Here is a 5961-nt window from a genome sequence, read left to right as displayed (position 1 = left end):
GCCGAAAGCCGCATGGCCGGCGCGCCGGCAGCGCTGGTGCTGGACCGGGTGGAAGCGCCGCTGGTGCGCACCACTGGCAACGACATGGTGAGGTCGCCGGGCGACCGTGCAGGCCCCGACCCGGTCACCGCCGGGCTGGTGTTCGTCGGCTATGGCCTCAAGGATGCGGCGCTGGGCATCGATGATTTTGCCGGGCTGGACTTGCAGGGCAAGATCGCCATCGCGCTGACCGGTGCGCCGGCCAGCCTCGACACCGAAACTGCCGCCCATCTGGCGCGCACATCAAAAGCCATCGGCGCACAGGCCGGCGGCGCCATCGGGCTGGTGCAGGTCCGCACCCTCAAGGAAGCGGCGCGCCTGCCGTGGGACAAGATGCTGCCGCGCGCCTTCCAGCCGCGCCGCGCGCTGGTCGGCGCCGATGGCAAGCCGCTGGGAGATGGCTCGGCATTGAAGGTCCGCGCCACCATCAGCGACGAGGCGGCGGCGGCATTGTTTGCTGGCGGTGCAATGGATTTTGCCGCCGTGCGCGCGGCGGCGGCGACAGGCAACACTAAGGGCTTTGCCCTGCCCGGCAGTGTCACCATCACCCGCAGCCAGACCGTGGCAACGGTGACCAGCCCCAATGTACTGGCGCTGCTGCCGGGTTCTGATCCAAAGCTGGCAAACGAGATCGTGCTGATTTCGGCACATCTTGACCATGTCGGCATGAAGGCGAACCCGAAACCGGGCGAGGATTTCATCTACAATGGCGCCATGGACAATGCCGCCGGCACCACCACACTGCTTGAGGCAGCGACGGCGCTGGTGAAAAAGCCGCCGCGCCGGTCCGTGCTGTTCATGGCAACCACCGCCGAGGAATCAGGGCTTTTGGGTGCCGATTATTTCGCGCGGCAACCCAGCCTGCCGATGGCGCGCATCGTGGCGGCGGTGAATATCGACATGCCGCTGCTGACCTGTGATTTCGGCGATATCGTGGCGTTCGGCGCCGATCGATCGACGATTTCGGGCGCGGTGAATGCCGCCGCCAAGGCACAACGCGTGTCGGTGTCCCCCGATCCCCAGCCGGAAGAGGCCATTTTCACCCGGTCAGACCATTATCCGCTGGTGCGGGCCGGGGTGCCGGCCGTGTTCCTCAAGACCGGCTGGAAGGATGCCAAGGGCGGCATGACTTGCAAGGACGCCGAAAGCCGGTTCCGCCTCAACAATTATCACGAGGTGTCGGACCAGCTCGACCTGCCGTTCGATTGGGCGGTGGCGGCAAAATGGACCCGGCTGAACATCGGCATCATCCGCAATCTTGCCGATGCCCGGCAAAAACCACTGTGGTACGCCGGCGATTATTTCGGCAACGCCGTGGCACCCGGTGCCCCCAAGGCGGCCCGCCCGGCGCGCTGATCTGTTCGCAATCGGACGCCACAGCCGCCTAGAACCACCAGACATCAGCCCGGCGGCTGGCGCCATATGGCCTGCTGTGGCCACCTGACGGCTGCAAGAGCTGAATAGCAATCTGCGGCGTTGGCCCGCGCCCTAGATCAGATCGCCGCCCGCCGCCGAGGCCGTGGTGCCATGCGCCTGATAGGCCTTGATGACGTTGCGCCCCACCGTCCAGCGGTGCACTTCGTCGGGGCCATCCACCAGCCGCTGCGAGCGGATATGGGTGTACCAGCTCGCCAGCGGCGTATCCTGGCTATAACCGAGTGCGCCGTGCAACTGGATGGCGGTATCCACCACCTTGTGGACCATATGGGCCAGGAACACCTTGGCGATCGAATTTTCCTGCCGCAGGTCCATGCCCTTTTCGGCCTTGTAGGCGATGTGGAGCAGCATCAGCCGCGCCATGTAAAGTTCGCTGGCGCAATCGGCGAGCATGAACTGCACGCCCTGGCGTTCGTGCAGCGGCTTGCCGAAGGTGGAACGCTGGGTGACATGCGCGGTAGCCAGATCGAGCGCGCGCTGCGCCATCGCCACATTGTGCATGCCGTGCCTTAGCCGCCCATAGGCCCGCCGGTGCTGCCCCATGCTGAAACCATTGCCTTCGCCGCCGAGCAGATTTTCGGCCGGCACAACCAGATCCTTGATCTCGATCTCGCTATGGCCGCCGCCCATCACCTGGCTCAGCGGGCCTTCGATGGCCATCGTCTTGATGTCACGCTTGATGACATAGCCGGGGTTGGGCAGTTCGACGATGAAGGTGGAAAACTGGCGGTGGCGCGGCGCATCGGGATCGGTGCGCGCCATGACAACAGCCAGATCGGCAGCGCTGGCGGCCGACGAGAACCATTTTTCGCCGTTCATGATATAATTTTCGTTGCCGTCCTTCACCGCGGTCGTGCGCATCCCCGTGGCATCGGCGCCGGCGGCCTTTTCGGTCATCGAATAGCAGACGCGCTTGTCCCCATTCAGCAGGGGCTTCAGGAACTTCTCCTTCTGATGCTCCGTCCCATGCGCCAACAAGGTCAGCATCGTCGCGTCGTCCGGCCCCTGGCTGTTCATCGACAGCGCGCCGAGATGGCTCTGCCCCAGCTCCATCTGCACCAGTGCATTGGCCAGCGGGCCCAGCCCCATGCCGCCATGTTCGACTGGAATGAACGGCAACCACAGGCCTTGCGCCCGCGCCTTGGCCCGCAGCCGCGCCAGCACGGTCTTGTAGTCACCGCCCTCGTGCAGCTCCTTCTCCGCAGGCCGGCATTCGTCGTTTACCCATTGCCGCACTCGCTCGCGAACGGCCTTGGCTTCGGCTGGAATTTCGAAATCGATCGACATGGCTGTTGCTCCCCGTCCGATATATGCTGAGCATACAGGGCTGGTGGGGCGGCGGCGACTATCATGTTTCGGCTTGGCGGGCTTGGAGTGGCGCGTCAGCCCCGCTTCGGCGGCACAACAGATCAAGGGCTCCGGATCAGCGCAGTGGGAAGCCCAGCTGCTTTTCGAGCACTGCGAACCGCGGGTCCTTTCGCAGCGGGTCAAATGCTTCCTCGACACGCAATTGGTGAAGACCAGAGTTCCGCTGCGAAATCGCCGGCGCAAGTTGGGCAAATGCCATCTCGATTTCACCCTGCGCGGCGCGGATCATGGCGACCCTGTAAGGCGAAGGGCGCGCATCAGGATGCGACAGCAGCGCTGCCAGCGCTGCGTCTGAGGCAGGGCGGTTGCCCAGGGCTGCCTGCGTCATGGCAACCCAAAAATAGGGCTGTTCCAATGATTGCGCTGCCACAAGCGCTTCCCGGGGGCGCCGCAGTTGCATCAAGACGCGGATGCGATGCCACGTAGGGATCGGGGTGGCGCGATTGGCCGTATCCCAGACATCGAGGGCGGCTAGCGCGGCCTCGGGTTTGCGGGCGTCCGTCAGTATCTGGATGCGATTGCGCATCGGCGTCGGGCTCAAGGGGTCGAGCGCGACGGCCTTGTCGATCAAAGCCAATGCCGGTTTGCTGCGCCCCATTTCCGATTGGAACAGGCCTTCAAAGATAAGGCCGCGCCCGGTCTGAAGAGGCAGAGTTGCCGCCTTGGCAAACGCCGCCTCGGCACCCGTAAAATCATACGACAACTGCTTGGCGCGCCCAATAACGGAATAAGCCAGCCGTAATGTCGGTGCCAGTTCGATGGCGCGATTTGCGGCCTCCTGGGCTTCGGGCAGCTTCGCCAAGCGCGCCTCGCCGTAATACGAGTTATAGGCAATATTGACCAGTTGGAGGGCGCGAAACGCGTGTGCGAGGGCAAAATCCGGATCGGCGGTAATGGCTGCGTCGATATCGGCAAGCGCTTCGAGATATCCTGCCTCATCGACTAACTTGTTCGAGCGCGCCCGCAGATAGGCATCATAGGCAATTGGGTTCTTCGTGCCGCCCACCAGCGCAGCCGCCTTGCCGAATTGCAGGCTGAGCGCATTGGCGACGCTTTGGGCAATGCCGGTCTGCACATCCAGTACATCGCCGGCCGGTCGGTCATAGGCTTGGGACCAGCTTTCCAGCCCGGTCTGGCCATCCAGCAACTGCGCCGTCACCCTGATCTTGCCGCCGCCGCGCCGCACACTGCCGGTGAGCACGTGCGCCACGCCGAGCTTTGTCGCGGCTTCCAGGATATCGGTATTTCGCATCAGTTCGGACGATGTGCGCGCCGCGACCTTCAACCCGGCAATGGTGGCGAGTGCCGAGCGCAATTCTTCGGCGATGCCATCGGAAAAATAGGCCTGCGCCGGATCGCCGGACAGATTGGCGAAAGGCAAGACGGCGATGCTGGTTGGGGCACTATCGCGCGTTTCGCTGCCCCATTGCCGCCAGCCGACGAACCCAGCCGCCGCCAAGCCCGCCGTCGCTGCCGCACCGCCAATCAACTGGCGGCGGCCGATACCGGCGGGAGCGGCCGGTGCCGCCTGCGGCGGCGCGCCCAACTGCCGCGTCACATCCGCTACAAACGCAAACAGGCGCGGGTCTTTGGCATTGCCCTTCCACCCGATCAGATCGGCGGATTGGCGCAGTTCGAACATCACCGGGCGCTGGCAAGCCTCGATCATCACCGGCACCAGCGCGCCGCGCTGCAGGGCGACCGTGGCTTCGGACCGCACCCAATCCGACTCCACCGACACTTTCGACCACAGCACCACCACCAGCCGCGCCTCGCGCAGGGCCGTCTCGGTCACCTTGTCATAGACTTCGCCCGCCTTGAGCGCCTGATCCCACCACACATCATGCCCGGCCGCCACCAGCGCCGCAGCCATCTTGCCGGCAACCGCCAGATCCTGCCGGCTGTAGGACAGAAAAATGTCAGGCGTCTGCCCGGTCATGATCGCAGGCACCCGGACGGATGCAGGGTGCAGTTATCTGGCAGAAGTCACCTGTTTCCAGAGCAGAAACGATGCGCAGGGCTGCGCAACGCTGGACTGCCTTTGTCAGTCATTAACAAGCAACTTGCGAATGGGAAAGGTGCAGCGCAGGGCCACCTGCTGACTGCTGCATTCGGGCTTCGCTGCCACCGGGGCTTGCTGGCAGGGCTGGATTGCAGGGAGATGACCCAGAGCGGGTTTCGGAAAACCAGCGACGGGCACTCCATGTCCGCAAATGGGACGCGAAGCGCGAATTGCGCCGCTCAGTCCAGCCAGGTGACATGGCCCATCTTGCGGCCGGGCTTGACCTGCGATTTGCCATAAAGGTGCAGATGCGCGGCGGGGTCGGCGAGCAGTGCCGCCCAATCAAGCGCGTCCTGGCCGAGCAGGTTTTTCATGCGCACCGACGGTGCTGTCAGTTCGGTCGATCCCAGAGGAAGGCCGCAAACGGCGCGGATATGGTTTTCGAACTGCGAGGCGCGGGCGCCTTCGATGGTCCAGTGGCCGCTGTTGTGGACGCGCGGCGCCATTTCGTTGAACACCGGGCCGTCCGGGCCTGCGAAAAATTCCACTGTCAGCACGCCGACATGCCCCAGCGCATCGGCGATGCGTTCCGACAGGGCAATGGCCTCGTGCGCTTGCGCAGCGATTTCCGGCGGTGCCGGCACGCTGCTGGTGGCGAGGATGCCGCCGTCATGGACATTATGGGCGACCGGCCAATGCACCTTGGCGCCGTCCGCCCCCCGGCACAGGATCACGGAAAATTCATGGGTGAAGTGCACAAAGCCTTCGAGGACCGCGCTCTGCCCGGCGATGGCTGCATAGGCGGCGTCGGCGCCTTCAGGCGCCATGATGCGGGCCTGGCCCTTGCCGTCATAGCCCATGCGGCGCGTTTTCAGAATCGCCGGCGTGCCGATCCGTGCCAGCGCGGCATCCAGATCGGCGCGGCTGTCCACCGCAGCGAACGGGGCCGGGCGCCCGCCAAGCCCTGCCACGAACTGTTTTTCGGCCATGCGGTCCTGCGCCACCTCAAGGCTGGCGGCGCCGGGCAGCATCGGCACCTTGCCGGCAAGATAGCGGATGGCAGCCACATCGATGTTTTCGAACTCGAACGTCGCGACATCAATGCCGGCGGCAAA

The 5961-nt window shown here is 64.6% G+C and carries 4 protein-coding genes; 1 reads left to right on the top strand and 3 read right to left on the bottom strand.

The genetic code is table 11. The features are described 5' to 3' along the window. Window positions 1–1395: M28 family metallopeptidase (locus tag RMQ73_RS07715; RefSeq protein WP_310497524.1), on the top strand; the 1395-nt coding region annotated here is incomplete at its 5' end. Between the two features lie 132 nt (window positions 1396–1527). Here RMQ73_RS07715 and RMQ73_RS07710 read toward each other — a convergent pair. The 3 genes from RMQ73_RS07710 to RMQ73_RS07700 form a co-directional block, all read right to left on the bottom strand. Then, window positions 1528–2763, bottom strand: coding sequence for an acyl-CoA dehydrogenase family protein (locus tag RMQ73_RS07710; RefSeq protein ID WP_310497521.1), 1236 nt, complete (start codon window positions 2761–2763; stop codon window positions 1528–1530). 136 nt (window positions 2764–2899) lie between these two features. Beyond that, complete coding sequence (locus tag RMQ73_RS07705) at window positions 2900–4783, bottom strand: TIR domain-containing protein (RefSeq protein ID WP_310497520.1); 1884 nt, start codon at window positions 4781–4783, stop codon at window positions 2900–2902. Window positions 4784–5085: 302 nt separating this feature from the next. Continuing rightward, a partial coding sequence (locus RMQ73_RS07700; protein ID WP_310497519.1) for a 5-(carboxyamino)imidazole ribonucleotide synthase occupies window positions 5086–5961 on the bottom strand: 876 nt, incomplete at its 5' end.

Origin of the sequence: Sandarakinorhabdus sp. (genome assembly GCF_031430775.1) — a bacterium.
Taxonomy (GTDB): domain Bacteria; phylum Pseudomonadota; class Alphaproteobacteria; order Sphingomonadales; family Sphingomonadaceae; genus Sandarakinorhabdus.
This window is presented reverse-complemented; position numbering and strand designations above follow the sequence as displayed.